Here is a 16,008-nt window from a genome sequence, read left to right on the forward strand (position 1 = left end):
ACGGCACGGTCGATGGTTGAGGACGAATTCGACGACAGGGATTGGGTCGATGTGCTTCGCTACGAGACCGCATCCGGCCCCAGCTACCGGTCCGTGCCCGCGGGAGAGGGAAACCGAATCGTCGCCGCCCACGAGAACGAGTTGCGAAAGCGGATTCGGGTTCGACGGCTCGGAATGACGGGGATCGCGATCGCCGTCGGCGTCGGCGGCGTCCTGGTCGAGCGCGCGGTAGTCGGTGCGCTCGTCGTGGCGATTCTCGTCGGCGCGGGCTGGCTGGCCGGGGGCGACCACGAGGGGTTCGTTCCGACCGTCGTCGACGAACGAATACGGCTTGAACGCGCGGCGTCGACGTACGATATCGACGTTCACTCGGACGACCCGTATCAGGAGTAGTCCCGTCGACGGGACGACCCGCCGTCTCGAGTCGCGGCGATGGTCCCGTTCGCCGACCGTGGTCGGGACCGAGTCGTTTTTGATCAGGCCGCCTAAACGTGCGGTCGTGCTGTCGGTCGAACTCCACACGCATTCATCGCTGTCCTACGACGGTCGCGACCCGGTCGAGCTCATTCTGGAGCAGGCCGAAGCCATCGGTCTCGACGCGATCGCCGTGACGGACCACGACGAGATCGACGCAAGCCTCGAGGCCGTCGAGCGCGCCCCCGACTACGGGCTGGTCGCCATTCCGGGAATGGAAATCTCGAGCAAGGCGGGCCACGTACTCGGTCTGGGGCTCGAGGAGGCCGTTCCGCCAGGGCTGTCGTTCGAATCGACGCTCGAGGCGATCCACGACCAGGGCGGCCTGGCCGTGATTCCCCATCCGTTTCAGGAGTCTCGCCACGGCGTCATGGCGCGGGTTTCGCGGGACCAACTCGCCTTAGGCGACGCGATCGAAGTCTACAACTCCCGGCTGTTTACCGGGCGCGCCAACCGACAGGCCGAACGCTATGCCCGCTCGCGGGACCTGCCGATGACCGCCGGGAGCGACGCTCACATCAGCGAGATGGTCGGCCAGGCGATCACCCGCGTTGACGCCGACGAACGCTCCGTCGACGCGATTCTGGACGCGATTGCCGCCGGACGGACGACCGTCGAGGGCAAACGAACCCCCTGGCGGATCAGCGTCCGGCAGTTCGCCGGCGGCGTCACGCGACGACTGAGCCGCGTTCTAAAACACCTCCAGTGACAGTACCACGCCTCCGCGGCACCGAGCCACCGATCGTTCGCACCGCCCTCGAGAATCGCGACCCGCTCCCCGGAACGACCGGCTTCGCGGGAGCGGTCGATGACCGGCTCGTTCGCGACGTGCTCGGACGGGTCCCCCTCTTCGTCGACGGCGACGCGAGCACGACACGCGCGGAGCCGGCGTGGGCCTTCGAGCCGACCGCACTCGAGGAGCCGACGCTCTTTCCGGCCGGCGCGGCCGCGGCCGTCGGCGAGTCGCTTCCCGATCCCGAGTCCCACTGGTCGCTCCCCGATCCGACGCCAGCAGCGCCCGACGCCGCTCTCGAGGGGCTCGCCGACGCGATCGAAACCGCGGCCGACGCGGCTCGGCGGGACGACCGCGATATCGCCGTCGCCTTCTCCGGTGGCGTCGACTCGGCGCTGGTCGCCGAACTGCTGGACGCGCCGCTGTACGTCGTCGGCTTTCCGGACAGTCACGACGTCGAGGCCGCACGGACGGCGGCCGACGCGATGGGACGCGACCTGACGGTCGTCGACCTCGAGCCGGCCGACCTCGAGCGCGCCGTCCCCGACGTGGCGCGGGCGACCGGCCGGACGAACGCAATGGACATCCAGATCGCGCTGCCGCTGTTTCTGGTCGGCGAACGCGTCGCCGCCGACGGGTTCGACGCGCTCGCCGTCGGACAGGGTGCCGACGAACTGTTCGGCGGCTACGAGAAAGTCGTCCGACTCGACCACCGGGTCGCGGCCGAGACGGTTCGCGGGGCCGTTCGCGAGGGGATTCGCAGCCTGCCCGCCCAACTCCCTCGAGACGTGTTGACGATTCAGGCGACGGGCCTCGAGCCGGTCGCGCCCTTCCTCCACGACGCCGTGGTCGCGGCTGCGCTCCGATTGCCCGACGAGCTACTGGCCGACGAGGACGAACGAAAGCGTGGTTTCCGTCGCATCGCCGCCGGGTATCTCCCCGGCGAGGTCGCCACGCGGGACAAGAAGGCGGTCCAATACGGCAGCCTCGTTGCCCGCGAACTCGACCGGCTCGCTCGCCAAGCCGGCTACAAGCGCCGGATCGACGATCACGTCACCAAGTACGTCGCCGCGCTGTGTTCGGATGGCCCGACCAGCCGCGACTGACCCCGCGTCGCCTATCAGGACGGGAGCGGACAGCGGCTCGCGGTGAAGACGACGGTCACGTTTCTCGCGCCGTGGGCGACGCCGCGCTCGTGGTGACCCACGCCGGATGCATCGACCCGCTCGCGTTCCTCGCCGTGAACGACGGTAACCGTCCCCTCGAGCACGTGCAAGACGTTCGTGCTGTCGGCGTGGTCGTGGTCGAGTGCCGCAGTCGGACCGCGGGCGAACGCCTTGACGAGCACGTCGTCGGTGACGACCAGTTCCGCGACCTCGACCGTGCCGCACCGCTCCGTTTCGGGACTGGCCAGCACGAAAATCCACCCTGCGGTCCGTACGTCGTGCTCTGCGACGGACGTTAGTCTTCGGTCTCGGTCGGCAGCTTGTTCGCGGGTTCCTGCGTGATGTTCTCCGAGACCGTCCGACGGTTGGTCTCGCCGATCCGATCCGCGACCTCGCCGACGACGTCCTCGAGGTGGCTCTGGACCTCGCTGTCGTCGTCCTTGACGAGCGCACCCTGGCTGCCGTCGGCCCCGAAGTCCGGGTGGATCGGGATTCGACCGAGCAGCGGGACGTCGTACTTGTCGACGATGGTGTCCGCGCCGCCGGTGCCGAACAGGCCGTGCTGATCGCCACAGGACGGACAGATAAAGGAGCTCATGTTCTCGACGACACCCAGCACCGGCGTATCGTGTTTGTTGAACATCTGAATCCCCTTGCGGGTGTCGTCTAGCGCCATCTCCTGGGGCGTCGTGACGACGACCGACCCCGTCACGGGCATCGACTGAAGCAGGTTCAGCGTCGCGTCGCCGGTCCCCGGCGGCAGGTCGACGATGAGGTAGTCCAACCGCCCCCACTCGACGCCCTCGAGGAACTTCATCATGAACTTGTTGACCATCGGACCGCGGAGGATCGCGGGATCGTCCTCGTCTTCCATCATCATTCCCATACTGATGATGCGGACGCCGTCCGACCGGGGCGGAACGATCTCCTCGTTCGGCGTGACGCCGGGGTCGCTCTCGGGCGGGAGAATCTGCGGGACGTTCGGTCCGTGAATGTCCGCGTCGAGCAGGCCGACCATCGCGCCGCGTTTCTCGAGTCCGGCCGCGAGGTTGGCCGCGACCGTCGTCTTCCCGACGCCGCCCTTCCCGGAGGAGACGGCGATGACGTTGCGAACCCGCGGGAGGACCTCGTCGTCGAAGCCGTGGTCCTCGCCGACGTGCGCCCGCAGGTCGGCCTCGAGACCAGCATCCTGGATGATCTCGCGGACCTGGTTTCCAATCTCCATCTCGGAGGGCGCGTAGGGCGCGTTAAACGCCAGCGAAATACGGGCGGTCTCGTCGTCGATGGTGACGTCGTTGACCAGCCCAAGCGAGACGATGTCCTCGCCGATGTCCGGATCTTCGACCCCCTCGAGTTTGATTTCGAGTTCGTGTTCTGTGATACTCATAGTGACTGTATGCTAGCCGAATGGAGGGCATGCAACGGGATACGTGTGATGGTTCGATACTCGAGCGGCGGCTCACGGACCGCGTACTGGGGGACGGTCACAGCGGCGCGAAAAAACGAAGCGGTGTTCGGATGCGATTCGAGTGACGGTTACGGCGGGCCGACGCTGCTGATCGGCTCCGGTGGGCCGCCGTAGAAGACGACGCCGATCAGCACGGTCAGGACGAACATCCCGACCCACATCGATGTCGTCAGGCCGACGAGGTAGCTTACGCCGGTCAATCCGGCTTTCGTGTCGCGTGGTTTCCCGAGGAACCAGGCCGCGAGCATGATGTAGACCGGGACCAGAATGACGGCGAAGATGATCCAGGTCCCCTCGTTGGCGAAGCCGGTGAAGCCGGACGTGCCGTCGTAGCCGTGGTACAGGAGCGTCGAGAGGATCGTTTGCGTAGTACTCATGCTTCCACCTCCGGTTCGGTCGCTTCCTCACTGTGCTCGTGCTCACCGCGCAGGTGTTCGATCGCGTGGAGTTCGACCACCGGAACGAGCTTCGAGAGGTTGAGGAATAAAAGTACGACCAGCGCAGTCGTTCCGACGAGCGACAGCCATTCGATCGCGCTCGGGAAGTAGGATCCGGGCGTGTTGGCGTAGATGTTGAAGTGCGGGTCCATGAACCCTTCGACGACGAACAGGACCTTCTCGGTCAGGGTACCCATGAGCACCGCACAGCTGACGACGAGCGCCCGTTTCTTGCTGAACAGCGACGGGCGGATTCCCTGCGCGAAGATGTACACGAGCGAGCCGAAGATGAGCCCGATCGCGATACGGTAGAGCGGGTGGGCGATCTTCGCTTCGGCCGCGTGTGCCTTGTCGAGCGGACCGAGGAAGATGCCGTTGAAGACGGCCTGAAGCTGGAACCAGAGGAACAACAGGGTGAAGAACCCGAGCCACAGGAGCAGCCCGCGGAAGATGTCGTCGGTGATGATGTGGTCCCAGTCGTAGGCGCGGCGGAACCCATAGGAGATGATGGTCACGCCGCTGATAGCGGACATCAGTGCGATACTCAGGAACATCGGCCCCTGAATCCCACCGCTCCAGGCGGGCATCGCCGGCAGCAGCGAGAACAGCCACGGAATGACGCCGCCGTGAAGCAGGAGCGGGGCCATGATGATGACCGCCGCCGCGAGCCACCAGACCATCCGCTGGATGACCTCGTCCTCTCGCTTGGTGTAGCCGATCGTCATGATCTTGTAGATCGGCTCGAACATGTCGGGGAGATCGTCACGCAGGCGGTTGATGTCGTACCGGAGCGTCAGGCCGAGGTAAGTGGCCGACAGCACGAAGTACGCCGTAATGACCGTCACGTCCCACACCAGCGGCGAGTTGTTGACCGTGATGTGATAGTGACCGATGATGCTCGTGACCATCCGGTCCGGACGGCCCATGTGGACGATAATGTAGAAGCCGGCGGCCGAGAGGCCACCGATCGTCGTCATCTCCGCGATTCGGGCGATCGGCATGTATCGGTCCATGCCGAGCAGGCGAACGGCGGCCGAGAGAATGATGCCGCCGTGAGCGACGCCGACCCACCAGATGAACGCGCCGATGTATAGCCCCCAGGTCGAACCGCCACCGCTGCCCCAGTCGCCGAGGCCGGTGACGACCAGTCCCTTCTGGAGCTGGTATCCCCAGGCGACGATGAAAGCGAGGAGGCCGATGGCAGCGATGCCGTAGACCAGGAAGTACTTCTTGGTGAGCGTGTTGATCGGGCGAAGGATGTCCGCTTCGGACGGCTCCTTCGTGCTCATAGCGACACCCCGTCAACACCGCCGACGGTTTCCTCGTCGAGGAGATCCTGCCGTTTGTCGACGAGACCGATGTCCTCGTACTTCGTCGGTCCTTCGACCTGCTCCGCTTCCGGTCCGGGCTGCTCGCCGAGATAGGTGACGTTCGGGTGCGTCCCGACGTCCTCGAGCAGCTTGAACGAGTTCGGCTTGCCGGTGTACTGCTGGATGCGGAACCTGGCCTGGCGCTCGCTTCCGTCGCCGAGTTGCAGTTGGGTGATGGCCTCGTCGGTCTCGAGGTCGACGTACTGTTCGAAGGCGTCGACGGAGGCGACGATTTCCTGTTCCTTGCGGAGGATGCTGTTGTTCTCCTCGTCACCGGGCTCGGTGCGATCGCTGACGAGTTCGATCGCCTTCATGATCGAGAGGGTCTCCTGGTCGAGGTTCTCGAATTTCTCGAGGGCGGACTCGATGTCGTCGTCCGAGCTGAGCGTCTCGTCGATCGTCTCCGGCGACGGAACGCCTTTGCTCGCGTCGGTGTGCTCGTCCGAGAGACGGATCACGGCCCGGCTCTTGCTCGGATGCTCGCGGTGCTGGGACGGATCGCTCTTCTCGTCCTTGACGTTCCCGAACTGGATCGCGTTCGGCGGGCAGGCCGACTCGCAGGCGCTCGTCCCGACTTTCTCTTCGCCCTGTTGACCGTCTTGCATGGACGGACACATCGTACACTTGCTCATCACACCACGAGGCGCGCGGCTGTCGACCCAGCGCTCGCCGTGTTCGTACTGGGCGTGTGTGATCTCGTCGGGACTGTCGACATCGCGATCCTGTGCCTTCGGGATGTCCTCGTAGTCCGTGTGGGGTTCGTCCCACTGGAAGTAGTTGACGCCGTAGGGACAGGCGACCTGACAGTAGCGACAGCCGATACAGACGTCGTAGTCGGTCAGGACGAGCCCGTCCTTGTCACGCGTATGCCGGGCCGTCGTCGGACAGACCTTCTCACAGGGGGCGTCCGTGCAGTGCTGGCACGGCCGCACGAGCATGTTGAAGTCGCTCCCCATGTTGAAATCGGAGCTGTAGACGCCGGTGTCGGTACCCTCCTCGTGGCCCTCGTGGAGTTCGTCCTCCCAGGCCATGACGTACATCCAGTTGACGCCGGCGTCGAGGTCGTTCTCCTGGGTACAGGCCGACATACAGGTCAGACAGCCGTCACAGCGCTCGAGGTCGATCGTCATCCCCCACTGCGTGTCGCTGTGTTCGGTGGTCTCCGAGTGGCCGCCCTCGGCGGAGAGACTCTCCATGGGACCGTCTCGGGTAGAACTGAACGCACCCATCCCGACGGCCGCTGCACCGACGCCCATCTTCTTCATCGTCTCGCGACGCGTCTCCTCGCCGTCGCCGTCGAAGGCACCGAGCATTCTGGAGGCGGTTCCCTTGGCCTCCTCCTGTGCTGCCTCGTAGGCTTCTTTGGTTGGACGCTCGTCCTCGCCGAACTCCTCCATCACGGCCTCGTGATGCTTCTCGTGGAATTCGGCCTCGGAGAGTTCGCCCTTAGTGACCCGCATCGCGTCCTGGGCCATCTCCATACCGAGATCACTATCGTACTCGGTATCGTCGAGCATCGTCTCGAGTTCGTCCTCCCACTCGTCCCCGAGCGGGTGGAATGATTCATCGTCCGTGCTCATTAGATCAGAACACCTCTGAATATGACACTGGTGTCATGCCGGAGGTACTCGACGGCATGCACTTGAAATCGTTCATTTATCTATCCTCATTCGCCCTCTCACAACCGTACTCGGATGAAATGCCGAGCCGATTTCCATCGCGTGAGAATAGCTACGAACATGTTCGTAAGTACAAATAGCGCGGTCCGAAACGTGGCCGGTGATCGGACGGGGAACGCGGTTCCTGCCCAACGGCCCTATTTAGGTGCTCGCGAGTTCTTCCTCGATCGGGTCGCCGCTGTCGACGCTCGGAAGGTCCTCGACGAATCGTTTGATTACCGCCTCTTCGGCGCGGTGTAGCGTTTCGCTACAGGTCGACTTGGCGATATCGAGGTGGTCGGCCAGCTCCGTCAGCGAGGACCGCCGCGGGGTGTCGTAGTATCCTTCGTCGACCGCCGCGACGATGACCTCGAGTTGGCGCTCCGAGAGCAGTTGGCTCTCGTGGAGTCGCTCGCGGACGTGCTCGATCCGATACTGCAGTCCGAAGTGCTCGAGTTGTTCGGCGAGTTCGGCGAGACGCTCACGGGAGCCGGTCACGTCGATCCTCGCCTCGCCGTCCTGAATCTCGACCGGGAGTTCGATGGGCATGCCGGACGCTCGAGAGGAGAACAACAGGAGCGGTGCCGTCGTCTCGAAGTGAACCGTCGCCTCGTTATCGCTCCACTGGGCGAGCGTGATTTCGGTCAGCTGCGGGTGGTCGTTCATGGCTTCGATCACGTCGGGGACCACCGGCCCGGCGATCCGGACGAGAGCGAAGCCGGACTCGGAGCCGGGCACGGCCGCGAGAACCCGGAACGTCGATTCGGGGTACTCCGTCGAAATCTGCTGAATCCAGACGTTCTCGGGCATCGTGAGTGTAAGGGTTGCTTGAGCCATACGAACGTGTTCCGTTCAAACCTATATACCGGTGGCTACGAATATGTTCGGTGGGTTCTCGTTCCGCGGGAAGACCGAGAGCTGCGAACACGTTCGGACGAACGTCCAACCGATCCCGGATCGAACGCGGAACCGATGGCAACGAAATCAACGGACCGAACGCTGGATGTCAGAGAGATCGACGGCCCGCCGTTCGACGACATCATGGCCGCCCTCGAGGATCTCGAGACGGGGCAGCGGCTCCGGCTGATCGCCCCGTTCGAACCGAAACCGCTCTACGAGGTGCTCGACGACCGCGGGTTCAACCACGAGAGCGAGAAACGCGACGGCGGCGTCTGGCACGTCCGTATCGACCGTACGTAGCGACGGGCCGTTCCCGATCATGTTCGTGCGAAAGTCGATGTGGGGCTCGATCCGAGTACGGACTGCATGACACGACTCGATGTCAGGGACATTCCGCCGGTGAACCGCCATCCCAGGATCCACGACGAGTTCGACGCCCTCGAGCCGGGCGAATCGTTGACGATCGTCAACGACCACGAGCCCAAACCGCTGTTCTACGAGTTCGAGGCCGAGGTCGACAGCTTCGACGCCGACGGCTACGAGGTCGAACAGGTCGCTCCCGACGAGTTCGTCGCCACGTTCCCGAAAACGGAGGCCTGATCGCGTCGTCCGGGCAGCCGATCGACCGAACACGTACGGGAGCAGAGATAGCCGCCACCGGACCGAACCAATACCCATGCAATCAGCATCCTCGATCGTCGACCGCACCGATGCACCGGCTGACCGACCGCAGGAGACGATCGATGTCCGGTCGGCCGGCCCGCCGGAGCCGCTGCAACGGACGCTCGAGACGCTCGTCGACCTGTCCGACGAGACGGTTCTCGTCCAGCGAAACGACCGCGTTCCCCAATTCCTCTTTCCGAAACTGGACGACCGCGGCTACAGCTACGAGACGGTCGAACGCGACAACGATGTCGTGACCGTCATCTGGCGTGGCTGACGCCGTCGTACGACGGGCAAATCGGCCGACGACTGACCGGTCGCAGGGTCACGGGAACGGGGACGATCACGGCCGGGAGAGTACGCAGGGATGACAACGGAACTCAGCCGACGACGGTTCGCGGACGTACTGGCAGCGACGGTAATCGCGGCGTACGTCCTCGTGGCGCTCGGGACCGCCGTCTCGACGACCGACAGCGCGGCCGCCTGCAGTGCGTGGCCGACCTGTGCTACTGATCCGATCGTCGGTTTGGCGACCGGCGACACCCTCCTCTACTGGGGCCATCGAGCGGCAGCGCTCGTGGCCGGCTGCCTCGTTCTCGCGTCCGGATTCGCCGCCCGCCGAGTCGAAGTCGGCCGTCGCGTGACCGGCCTCGTCGGCTGTGCGCTCGTCCTCTTTCCCGTCCAAGTCCTCCTCGGCGCGACGATCGCCGTCGGCGGCCCGTCGATCGCGGGCCCCATCCACCTCGCGCTCGCGATGGCCATCTTCGCCTGTCTCCTCGTCGCGCTCGTGTTCACTCTTGAAGACGGGACGCTCGAGGCGGAACCCGGCCGGATGACCCCGACGCCAGATGCATCGACTGCCGGCGACGACGCCGGCGGGGCCCCGCAGTCGACTCCGCAGCCGACCGGCCGGATCGCCCGGCTCAAACGAACGACCGGCGCGTACCTGACGTTGACCAAACCGCGGCTGATGTGGCTGCTCTGTCTGGTCGCGCTGGCGGGGATGGGGCTGGCGACGCTCTCCGGTGCGGCGCTCGAGCCGTCGACGGCGCTCGCGACGCTCGCCGGCGGCGTCCTCGCGATCGGGGCGAGCGGGACGTTCAATCACGTCTACGAGCGCGACCGGGATCGGCGGATGGACCGGACCTCGGATCGGCCGCTCGTCCACGACCTCGTTCCGGCGCGCAATGCCGTGGCGTTCGGGGTCGGGCTCACGGTCGGTTCGATGATCGTTCTCCTGACGTGGGTCAACGGGCTCGCGGCGGTGCTTACCCTCGCGGCGATCGGGTACTACGCTGTCCTCTATACGGCAGTATTGAAGCCGAACACGGCCTGGAACACGGTGTTAGGCGGCGGTGCGGGAGCGTTGCCCGCGGTCATCGGCTGGGTCGCCGTCACCGGGCGCGTCGGACTTCCCGCCGTCGCCCTCGCGGCGGTGATCTTCCTGTGGACGCCCGCTCACTTCTACAGCCTCGCGATCGCGTATCGCGACGACTACGCACGCGGGGGCTTCCCCATGTATCCGGTCGCCGAAGGCGTCGCCGCGGCGCGTCGCCACGTCGCGTTCTACCTCGGTGCGACGCTACTCGCCGCCAGCGGTCTGGGCTGGGTGGCCGGGCTCGGTTGGGTCTACGGAGTCACGTCGATCGCCCTCGGCACCGTCTTCCTGCGTTCGGTGGTCCGCCAGTTCCGCCGGCCGACCGACGAGGTCGCACTGCGGTCGTTTTACGTCTCGAACTACTACCTCGGGGCGATCCTCCTGGCGATCGTCCTCGAGACGCTCGTCATCGGGAGCTGATCGGACGAGCTGCAACGGGACATCGTCGACGATCGAACGAGCGGCCCGGTGCCGCGTACTGAGCCGCGACGGACAATCGCCTTTTAGTCCGCTCCTGAACATGTCCGGCCCCTCTCTTACCGCCCGAGAACCGTCGGTTCGGTTGAACTAGCTAGCCCCGTTAGACGAGCGTGAGGGCAGCGACTCGAGACCCGTTCGATCGATCGCCACGCCGGATCACAGACCCATGACACATCTCTCACGCCGTACCGTACTCCGCTCGACCGCCTGTACAGCCGGCCTCGCGTTGGCGGGCTGCCTCGCCGAGGGCATCGATCAGCCGGGCGACGAGCAGCCCCCGGAAAACGCCGGGGAACTCGGCACTCCCGCCGAAGTGGTCACGATCACGGCGAACTCCCGGCCGTATCCCGAGTTCGACCCACAGATCGTCCACGTCGTTCCCGGCGGGACCGTCGAGTGGCTCGTCGAGACCGGTCGCCACGACGTTACCGGCTATCATCAGGGGAGTCACGGCCCTCACCGAACCCACGACGGCGTCGAACCGTGGGGAAGCGATCGACTGACCGGGGTCGGCTCCGAACACGAACACACATTCGATACCGAGGGCGTCTACGACTACGTCGACACCCAGCAGGTCTGTACCTCACACGAAGTCGCCGGGAACGTGGGCCGAATCGTCGTCGGCTGGCCCGATCCCGCCGACGAGCCTGCGATGGCCGACCCGCAGCCGGAACTCCCGTTACAGGTCGTCAACGCGATCGAACTGTTCAACGAGGAAACCCGTCCCGTACTCGAGGAGGCATGAACGGCGGCGTCTCGGGTCGGCCGTCACGCCTCGAGCCGTCCGGCGGACACGCCGTTCGGCGGGCAACCGTCGAATATGTTCGACCAGTTCTATCGGGGCGGGAATCCGAGCAGCGCTTTACCACCGACAGCCGCAACGATCACCTATCATGAGCCGCACAGATCAGACTCTCGATCGACGAACGGTGCTGCGGACAGTGGGCGCAGCGGCCATCGGCGCGTCCGTCGCGGGGTGTTCGGCCTTGAACAGCGCCGAGAGCGACGGCGACCGGCCCGTCCTGCCACCGCCCGAAAACCACGACCGGATCAAGGAATCGGGGATACCACACCCGATTTACGGGGAGGGGATCCCCGAAGCGACGGTCCCGGCACCGCTCCATGACCGCTCGATTACGACCACGGCGTTCACCGGCGACCGTCACCTGATGCTGACGTTCGTATACACCAGCTGTACGACCGTCTGTCCGGGACTGACCGCCGCCCTGCGGCGAGTCCAGGCCGACGCGACCGATCGCGACTACGCGGACGAGATCGCGTTCCTCCCGATGACGTTCGATCCGGAACACGACACGGCGGCCGTCCTCGAGTCCTACGGGACGGACCACGGCGTCGATTTCGACGCCGGGAACTGGTACTTCCTCCGGCCGGAAACGCCCGACGACGCGAAAGCCATCGTCCAAGACACGTTCGGCGTCGCGTTCGAGCAGGGCGACGAGTCGTCCGACGACGGGGACGAGATGGGTCACGACGACATGGCTCACAGCCGACAGTTCGTCCACACCTCCCTGATCCTACTCGTGAACAAGGAGGGCGTCGTCGAGCGGGCCTACACCGGCGGCTCTCCCGGCGGGAACGAAATCGTCGAGGACGCCCGGACCGTCGTGGAGGGGTGGTGACCGATGCGCCGTCGCGAGGTCCTCGTGGGAGTCACCGGACTCGCCGCGCTCGGCGGCGGTGCGCTCGCGGCCGGCGGATGGACCCCCCTCGAGAGCGGCGACGCCGTCGATCCGACCGAACTCGAGACGATCGACGCGCCGGGAAGCGACGCGGGCACCGCGAGCGTTCCCGAACGCGGCCGCGTGACGTTCGTCGAACTGTTCGCCACCTGGTGTACCGTCTGTGAGAGCCAGATGGAACCGCTCGCTGCGGTCCACGAGACGGTCGACGACGAGGTCCAGTTCGTCTCCGCGACGAGCGAACCCGTCGGGAACACCATCACTCGAGCGGACATCGCGACCTGGTGGCGCGATCACGACGGCGATTGGCCCGTCGCACTCGATTCCGATCTCGAACTGACGGAGGCCCTCGACGCCTCGGGCGTCCCGTACGCATTCGTGCTGGATGAAGCGAACGCAATCACGTGGTCCGGCCGCGGGCGCAAATCGGCCGACGAGATCCGCTCGGCGATCGACGCCGCCGGAGGTGGGTGACGTGACGGGCGGCGAACTCCTCGGTACCGTGGTGTTCGCCCTCGGTGCCGGCATCGCCACGTTCTTCTCGCCGTGTGCGTACGCGCTCTTGCCCGGATACGTCGGCTACTACGTCGCCGCGACCGGCGACGAGACCGCGCCGCCGCTGTCGGGAACGCTCGCCCGCGGACTCGCCGCCGCCGCTGGCGCAGTAGGAGTCCTCGGTGCGCTCTCGATCGTCGCAGTCGTCGCGGGCGAGACGGTCGGCCAGGCGTTGCCGCTCCTCGAGTACGGCGTCGGCGTCGGATTGGTAGCGCTCGGGATCTGGGTGGTGTACGGCGGGAGCGGTGCCGTCCACGTCCTCCTGCCCGAACGGCGGTCGACCGTTCTCGGGTTCGGTCTCTTCGGCGCGATGTACGCGCTGGCGGCGGTCGCCTGTGTCCTCCCGCTGTTCCTGGGGCTCGCGTTTCGGTCGCTGACGATGCCGCCGCTCGAGACGGCGCTGGTACTCGGCACGTATGCCGTCGGATTCGGCTCACTGACGGTCGCGATCACGGTCGCGACGGCATTCGGCTACGCACTGGGTACCGGCCGCGTCGCCGGCTACGTCGACCGCGTGGTACGACTGGCTGGGGTCGTGCTGGTCGTGGCCGGCCTCGGCCAGCTATACGTCGCCGCAGTCTGACCTCGACCCGGCGGCGGCTCTTCTTCGTTCTGTCAGTATTAGCACCTGCCAACATCGCATTCGGCTCTGCAGACAGTCTGATGGGAATATGTGCGGGGGAATCGGTATGCAAGTTCCACAATGAAACCGGATCGAACAGAGCTATGGCACCGTCACAACGAACCGAATCAGAGCCGACGATGCAACGATTGTACGACCGCATCTGGCTACTCGCAGCGGCAGCGCTCCTGTTTTTCGCGCTGTCGTACGTCGCGTGGGGCTGGATAGACGTCTTCTCGGTACCATTAGGGTGATTCCATGACATCACCGATCAAACCCCCGGACGGTAACTGGTGGGACCAACCCGTCAACAGGCGCGAATCGATCTGGCTCGGGCTCGGCGTCGGCTGGTCGCTGATCCTCTTCGGCTGGATGAGCGCCTGGACGCGGGTCGGCGACCAGAACCCCATCGGCGAGACCTTTCGCGTCGAGGCCGAGGAGTACCGCGAGAAGATGGCAGACTACAAGGAGCGCGCCGAGGACACCGACGACGGACTCGTCCCGCCGGAACAGGACGTCTATCTCCAGGCGATGCGGTTCCAGTGGGACGGTGCGCCGGTCGTCCTCGAGACGGGGACGGAATACGACTTCCACCTCAACTCGATGGACGTCCAACACGGCTTCTCGCTCCGACCCGAGGACGCGCTGAGCAAGCAGATCAACCTGCAGGTGCTGCCCGGCTACGAGTGGGTCGTGCCGATGACATTCGACGAACCCGGCACCTACCACATCATCTGTAACGAGTTCTGTGGGCAGGGCCACCGGAGCATGCACGGCACGATCGTCGTGGAGGAGGGATAACGATGGCACACAGACTGGACGTTCTCGGCCTGTTCGACAACGAGTACCGCGATGACGGCTTCCGGACCTGCTCCGTGACGGGGCTCGAGGTCCACCGTTCCGTCGATAACCACGTCAAGCTGTTCGGGCTCACGGCGGTCGTCGCCCTGCTGTACGGTGGTATCTTCGCCTTCACCGTCGCGATGACCCGCTGGGAGGTGATCGGGCTGCTCGATCCCGGGGCCTTCTACACCCACCTGAGTCTGCACGCTTGGAACCTGCTGATCTTCTGGATGGTGTTCATGGAGATCGCCATCCTCTACGTCGGCGGTCCGATGGTGCTTGGCAGACGGCTGCCGTTTACGAACGTCGCGAAGGCCGGCTGGCTCGTCATGGCCGGCGGGGCCGTCCTGGTCAACTACGCCATTTGGACCACCGAGGCACCCAACGAGGCACCGCTGTTGACGGCCTACGTTCCGATGCCGATCTCGCCGCTGTTCTACGCGGGTGCAGTGGTCTTCATTCTGGGCACGGTCGTCGCGGCGCTGCCCTTCTTCGCGACGATGTGGTTCGAGAAGCGCGAGAACCCCGGCAAGACGCTGCCGCTGGTCAGCTTCGCCGCATTCGTCACGTCGATCATCGCCGTCGAGGCGCTGGTCGGCGGCCTGCTGGCGTTCGGCCCCGCCCTGCTGTGGCGACTCGAGATCATCGAGTGGTGGGACGCGGCCTGGTACCGCCAGATGTACTGGATCATCGGCCACGGCACCCAGCAGATCAACCTCGTGGCGATGATCGCGGTCTGGTACTTCCTGACCCACGTCGTCGCGGGCGCGGAGGTCGCCAGCGAGAAGGTCTCGCGGACGGCCTTCATCCTGTACCTGTTCTTCATCAACCTCGGGGCGGCACACCACCTGCTGTCCGACCCAGCCGTCTCGACCGGCTGGCGGATCTGGAACACGTCCTACGCGTTCTACGGGGCGACGTTCGCGAGCCTGATCCACGCGTTCGCCATCCCGGCTGGCCTCGAGGCCGGCCGGCGCAAACGCGGGAAAGGCGGCGGCCTGTTCGGCTGGCTGACATCCGCGCCGTGGTCGAATCCCGTGTTCTCCTCGACGATCTTCTCGATCATCCTCTTTGGCTTCCTCGGGGGGATTACGGGCGTCATGATGGGGCAGCTCCAGCTCAATATGACCTGGCACAACACGTTCGCGACCGTCGGACACTTCCACGGCACCGTCGTCCTCGGGACCACGGTCGCGTTCATGGGCCTGGTCTTCTTCGTGATCCGGACGATGTTCATGCGCCAGTATATTTCCGAGCGGCTGGCCTCGATCCAACCGTACTTCTACTCGGCCGCGATGGGCGTGGCCGTCCTGATGATGATGTACGTCGGCATTCTCTACGGGATCCCGCGCCGGACCGCCGAGGTCGTCGAGAACATCCCCGGCACCGAGTTCAGCCTCTCGGCCGCCGCGCCGCTGTTTGCCGTCTTCGGGATCTTCGCCCTGCTCGCGATCACTGGCGGGGTGTTGTTCGTCCTCGTAGCCGTCGGCTCGCTGGTCTTCGGTGACCGTGTCGAGAACGCGGCCGACAACGCCGACCTCGTCGCCGACGGCGGGCTCGG

The 16,008-nt window shown here is 65.4% G+C and carries 20 protein-coding genes; 14 read left to right on the plus strand and 6 right to left on the minus strand.

Features of this window, described 5'->3' with window-relative positions; genetic code table 11:
* The first annotated feature begins 12 nt into the window (after window positions 1–12).
* The 3 genes from C487_RS18090 (at window position 13) to C487_RS18100 (ending at window position 2,313) form a co-directional block, all read left to right on the plus strand.
* A complete protein-coding gene (locus C487_RS18090; RefSeq protein WP_006187291.1) occupies window positions 13–393 on the plus strand; it encodes a hypothetical protein in 381 nt (126 codons plus the stop codon).
* A gap of 106 nt (window positions 394–499) precedes the next feature.
* The gene (locus tag C487_RS18095) at window positions 500–1,183 is read left to right on the plus strand and encodes a PHP domain-containing protein (protein ID WP_006187292.1); all 684 of its coding nucleotides are present in this window, start codon (window positions 500–502) and stop codon (window positions 1,181–1,183) included.
* Complete coding sequence (locus C487_RS18100; protein WP_006187293.1) at window positions 1,180–2,313, plus strand: asparagine synthase C-terminal domain-containing protein; 1,134 nt, start codon at window positions 1,180–1,182, stop codon at window positions 2,311–2,313. Before C487_RS18095 ends, C487_RS18100 begins: the two co-directional genes overlap by 4 nt.
* A 14-nt stretch (window positions 2,314–2,327) precedes the next feature.
* On the opposite strand, the gene C487_RS18105 is transcribed toward C487_RS18100, so the two are convergent.
* From C487_RS18105 to C487_RS18130, 6 genes are all read right to left on the minus strand, one after another.
* Window positions 2,328–2,624 (minus strand): hypothetical protein, encoded by a 297-nt coding sequence (locus tag C487_RS18105; RefSeq protein ID WP_006187294.1) that lies wholly within the window; start codon window positions 2,622–2,624, stop codon window positions 2,328–2,330.
* Window positions 2,625–2,668: 44 nt separating this feature from the next.
* Window positions 2,669–3,760, minus strand: coding sequence for an Mrp/NBP35 family ATP-binding protein (locus tag C487_RS18110; RefSeq protein ID WP_006187295.1), 1,092 nt, complete (start codon window positions 3,758–3,760; stop codon window positions 2,669–2,671).
* 149 nt (window positions 3,761–3,909) lie between these two features.
* Window positions 3,910–4,218, minus strand: coding sequence for a hypothetical protein (locus C487_RS18115; RefSeq protein WP_006187297.1), 309 nt, complete (start codon window positions 4,216–4,218; stop codon window positions 3,910–3,912).
* Window positions 4,215–5,567 (minus strand): NrfD/PsrC family molybdoenzyme membrane anchor subunit, encoded by a 1,353-nt coding sequence (gene nrfD, locus C487_RS18120; RefSeq protein WP_006187298.1) that lies wholly within the window; start codon window positions 5,565–5,567, stop codon window positions 4,215–4,217. The genes C487_RS18115 and nrfD overlap by 4 nt, the downstream gene beginning before the upstream one ends.
* The gene (locus tag C487_RS18125; RefSeq protein ID WP_006187299.1) at window positions 5,564–7,228 is read right to left on the minus strand and encodes a 4Fe-4S ferredoxin N-terminal domain-containing protein; all 1,665 of its coding nucleotides are present in this window, start codon (window positions 7,226–7,228) and stop codon (window positions 5,564–5,566) included. Before C487_RS18125 ends, nrfD begins: the two co-directional genes overlap by 4 nt.
* A 240-nt stretch (window positions 7,229–7,468) precedes the next feature.
* Entirely contained in the window at window positions 7,469–8,143 is a 675-nt protein-coding gene (locus C487_RS18130) for a helix-turn-helix domain-containing protein (RefSeq protein WP_006187300.1), read from the minus strand.
* Window positions 8,144–8,278: 135 nt separating this feature from the next.
* Here C487_RS18130 and C487_RS18135 point away from each other — a divergent pair, with 135 nt between their 5' ends.
* The 11 genes from C487_RS18135 to C487_RS18180 all read left to right on the plus strand — a co-directional run.
* On the plus strand, window positions 8,279–8,506 hold the full coding sequence (locus tag C487_RS18135; protein WP_006187301.1) for a DUF2249 domain-containing protein: 228 nt from the start codon (window positions 8,279–8,281) through the stop codon (window positions 8,504–8,506).
* A gap of 66 nt (window positions 8,507–8,572) precedes the next feature.
* Window positions 8,573–8,806, plus strand: a complete 234-nt coding sequence (locus tag C487_RS18140) for a DUF2249 domain-containing protein (RefSeq protein WP_006187302.1) — start codon at window positions 8,573–8,575, stop codon at window positions 8,804–8,806.
* Window positions 8,807–8,882: 76 nt separating this feature from the next.
* Entirely contained in the window at window positions 8,883–9,146 is a 264-nt protein-coding gene (locus tag C487_RS18145) for a DUF2249 domain-containing protein (RefSeq protein ID WP_006187303.1), read from the plus strand.
* Window positions 9,147–9,236: 90 nt separating this feature from the next.
* Window positions 9,237–10,667 (plus strand): heme o synthase, encoded by a 1,431-nt coding sequence (cyoE, locus tag C487_RS18150; RefSeq protein WP_006187304.1) that lies wholly within the window; start codon window positions 9,237–9,239, stop codon window positions 10,665–10,667.
* Window positions 10,668–10,893: 226 nt separating this feature from the next.
* Entirely contained in the window at window positions 10,894–11,472 is a 579-nt protein-coding gene (locus tag C487_RS18155; RefSeq protein WP_006187305.1) for a plastocyanin/azurin family copper-binding protein, read from the plus strand.
* Between the two features lie 148 nt (window positions 11,473–11,620).
* A complete protein-coding gene (locus C487_RS18160; RefSeq protein ID WP_006187306.1) occupies window positions 11,621–12,367 on the plus strand; it encodes an SCO family protein in 747 nt (248 codons plus the stop codon).
* 3 nt (window positions 12,368–12,370) lie between these two features.
* Window positions 12,371–12,901: a TlpA family protein disulfide reductase gene (locus tag C487_RS18165; RefSeq protein ID WP_006187307.1), complete on the plus strand. Its 531-nt coding sequence runs from the start codon at window positions 12,371–12,373 to the stop codon at window positions 12,899–12,901.
* 1 nt (window position 12,902) lies between these two features.
* A complete protein-coding gene (locus C487_RS18170) occupies window positions 12,903–13,565 on the plus strand; it encodes a cytochrome c biogenesis protein CcdA (RefSeq protein WP_152422547.1) in 663 nt (220 codons plus the stop codon).
* Between the two features lie 143 nt (window positions 13,566–13,708).
* Window positions 13,709–13,858 (plus strand): hypothetical protein, encoded by a 150-nt coding sequence (locus C487_RS20860; RefSeq protein ID WP_162471319.1) that lies wholly within the window; start codon window positions 13,709–13,711, stop codon window positions 13,856–13,858.
* A 4-nt stretch (window positions 13,859–13,862) separates the two neighbouring features.
* Window positions 13,863–14,405 (plus strand): cupredoxin domain-containing protein, encoded by a 543-nt coding sequence (locus tag C487_RS18175; RefSeq protein WP_006187310.1) that lies wholly within the window; start codon window positions 13,863–13,865, stop codon window positions 14,403–14,405.
* A gap of 2 nt (window positions 14,406–14,407) precedes the next feature.
* On the plus strand, window positions 14,408–16,008 hold a 1,601-nt coding region (locus C487_RS18180; RefSeq protein ID WP_006187311.1), incomplete at its 3' end, for a cytochrome c oxidase subunit I.

This window comes from Natrinema pallidum DSM 3751, assembly GCF_000337615.1.
Lineage (GTDB): Archaea > Halobacteriota > Halobacteria > Halobacteriales > Natrialbaceae > Natrinema > Natrinema pallidum.